We start from the raw sequence: 3,534 nt of genomic DNA, 5'->3' as shown, positions 1-3,534 counted from the left end.
ATTAGCTCATCCCAAGCTGTATCTACGGCTATTTTTATTTCTTTAAAAGGTATATCAAAAACTTTCAATTCGTCATTTAGCCTTTTCTTCAACCCAGATTTATTATCAAAGGATAAAAATGGATTTAAGAACAATATATCATCATGCATTACCTCATCCACATTATGTTTTATTACTTCTGAATATCCTATTACTACAGGACAATTTACATGGTTATCAACTTCATCATCTTCCTTTTTCTCATAAAATATGGAAGGATAAAATATAAAATCTATATCTTTCTCTATTAAATCCATTATATGTCCATGAGATATTTTCGCTGGATAACAAGCAGTCTCACTTGGTATAGATGAAATCCCTTTTTCGTACACTTCCCTATTGGACTCATTGGACAACACAACTCTAAAGCCTAAGTTTGTAAAGAAGGTATGCCAAAATGGATAATTTTCATACATATTCAAAACTCTTGGAATTCCTACTGTACCCCTTCTAGCCTCATCCTTAGATAAAGATTCATACCCAAAAGTCCTTTTATATTTATATTCATATAGATTCGGTATATTCCTAGTCCCTTTATCTATTCCTGCTCCTCTTTCACATCTATTTCCGGTTATATATCTTTTTCCATCTGAAAAAATATTTATTGTTAAAGAACAATTATTGCTACATCTTCCACAATTAGCTCTTTTAGTCTTATAAGTAAAATTATCTAATTGATTCTTTAATAGTATATTGGACTCTATTCCTTCTTCATATCTTTCTTTGGCAATTAATGCTGCCCCTAAAGCTCCCATAAGTCCTGGGATATCAGGTCTAACTACTTTTCTTTTTGATACCAATTCAAAAGACCTTAAAATTGCATCTCCGTAAAATGTTCCTCCTTGAACTACAATATTCTCTCCTAATTCTTTTGGATCCCTTACCTTAATGACTTTTTGTATTGCATTTTTTATTACAGAATAGGAAAGCCCTGCTGCAATATCACCAATAGTAGCTCCTTCTTTTTGAGCTTGCTTTACTTTAGAATTCATAAAAACAGTACATCTTGAACCTAAATCTACTGGATTCTTAGCCAAAAGTCCTTCATTCAAAAAATCCTCTACAGACATATTTAATGAATGAGCAAAAGTTTCTAAAAAGGAACCACACCCTGAGGAACATGCCTCATTTAGAAGAATACTATCTATTACTCCATTCTTTATTTTCATACATTTCATATCTTGCCCACCAATGTCTAAAATAAAATCCACCTTAGGCTGGAAAAAAAGTGCTGCCTTATAATGTGCCATAGTTTCTACTTCACCTATGTCTATATTTAACGCAGCTTTTATAAAATCTTCACCGTAGCCAGTAACGGTAGAGTGGGTGATTCTCTGTCCTTCAGGTAATTTATCATAAATGTCTTTTAAAATTTCAATTGTCAAATCTAAAGGTTTCCCCTTATTATTCCCATAATATGAATATAGAATATTGTTATCATCATCTATAAGAATAGCTTTTGTAGTCGTAGAACCTGCATCTATTCCAAGATAGCATTTACCTTTATGATTACGAATATCTTTATATTTCATTTTATGAGTTATATGTTCTTCTCTAAAATCTTCTAATTCCTTTTCATCTATAAATAATGGTCTTATGTTTTTAATCTCTGACTCTATAGTCCCTTTTGAATTCAATGATCTATTTTTTAATTCTTCAAAACTAATAGCTTTCTCCTCTACTGAAGCAACTGCTGCCCCTATAGCTACAAACAATTGAGAGTTATCTGGAAATATTATTTCTTCTTTAGATAGCTTCAATGTTTCCACATATCTTTTTCTTAATTCAGATAAAAAATGTAATGGCCCTCCTAAAAAAGCAACTTTCCCTTTGATAGGTCTTCCACAAGCAAGATTGGATATAGTTTGATTTACTACAGATTGAAATACGGAAGCTGCTATATTTTCCTTAGATACTCCTTGATTGATTAAAGCCTGAATATCTGTTTTTGCAAATACTCCACATCTAGAAGCAATGGAATAAATATTATCATGTTTCTTTGATAATTCATTCAATCCTTCAGCATCAGTTTCAATTAAGGATGCCATTTGGTCTATAAAAGCGCCAGTTCCACCAGCACAGATACTATTCATCCTCTGTTCAACATTCCCATCTAAATAAGTAATCTTTGCATCTTCTCCACCTAATTCAATGGCTACATCTGTTTCTGGAATAAATTTTCTAATACCAGTAGTAGAAGCAACAACTTCCTGAATAAAGGGAATATCTAACCATTTGTTAACAGAAAGTCCTCCTGAGCCAGTTACCATAATAGTTACTACTTCATTTTTAAATCTCTTATAGGCATCTAATATAACATCTTTTACACTTTGTTTAACATCAGAATAATGTCTCCTATAAGTACTATATACAATATCATATGTTGAATTTAAAACCACTAATTTAACAGTAGTGGAGCCAACATCTAAACCTACACGTAAATTTATCATATCTTCGCAGTTAACTGCTCTACCCCCTTGTCTTTTTTATATATAGCAGCAACAACTTTTTAAATAACGAGATTAGATTAAGTGAATTATAGCACAGTTGATTGACAATTACAAACATTGTTAATCCCTTGATAATCTCATCCTTTTAGGATGTTCAAAGGTATCAATTATTGATTTTAAAATGTGACTATTTTTCCCTTTAACTCTATTATACTACATATTTATTTAGTTGGAGAATAATATAATTTCATGTATAATAATATTATAAGACTTAAAGGAGAGACTCATGGAAAGTAAAGTATTAAGACAGGAACGTAAAATATATAAAGTAAATCTTTTCTACATGTGTGTGATTATATGGTCTATAGTGGTACAATTTTTACCTATACCTTTTAATGCATATCAATATGTAGCTTTTTTAATACCCATTAGTATATATTTATTCATCAATAGAAAATATGCAGAAAGAATTTTAAGACCTAATATATTGGATTTTAAAAGTACTATTATCATCTTTGCTATCTGGTTTTGCACCTTACCAATTATGGTATCAATTGTCACTTTATATACTAAATTATTCGGAGATACGTTAGCAGATATTATAGCCAATGATTCCCATGATACTTTTATAGGAAACCTTTTATTTACTGCTATAACACCTGCTATATTTGAAGAAGTTCTTATGAGGGGTATTATATTAGATGGGTATAGAAACAAAAGTTATTTTGTTGCTGCTTTAATGAATGGATTGCTATTCGGAATGCTTCATCTAAATTCCTTCCAGTTTTTCCATACCTTTGTTGCTGGGTTCATTGCCAGTTATTTGGTATTTGCTACAAACTCTATATATGCTGGAATGATAATCCACTTTATAAATAACGGATTCCCTATAATCGTAGACTATTTGTACCCACCAGATCCTAATATAGGGTATGCATCTAGTCCAAGCTTTATTAACTGTTTTGTATCAGTGATTTTTTCGGTAGTTATCATATATATGCTTATACGATTGTTAGCTAAAGTAAATAATATAGATCTTAGTAAG

The 3,534-nt window shown here is 30.8% G+C and carries 2 protein-coding genes; one reads left to right on the top strand and one right to left on the bottom strand.

Annotation, left to right across the window (positions count from 1 at the left end; genetic code table 11):
- Positions 1–2,486 (bottom strand): acyl-CoA dehydratase activase (locus VK998_RS04730; RefSeq protein ID WP_325226070.1); only part of this gene is annotated, 2,486 nt, incomplete at its 3' end.
- A 289-nt stretch (positions 2,487–2,775) separates the two neighbouring features.
- Between VK998_RS04730 and VK998_RS04725 the strand changes: the two genes are divergently transcribed.
- A partial coding sequence (locus tag VK998_RS04725) for a CPBP family intramembrane glutamic endopeptidase (protein WP_325226067.1) occupies positions 2,776–3,534 on the top strand: 759 nt, incomplete at its 3' end.

Source organism: Schnuerera sp., from assembly GCF_035459645.1.
GTDB lineage: Bacteria > Bacillota > Clostridia > Tissierellales > Tepidimicrobiaceae > Schnuerera.
Note: the sequence above shows the minus strand (reverse complement) of the source record. Positions and strands in the feature narration are given on the sequence as shown.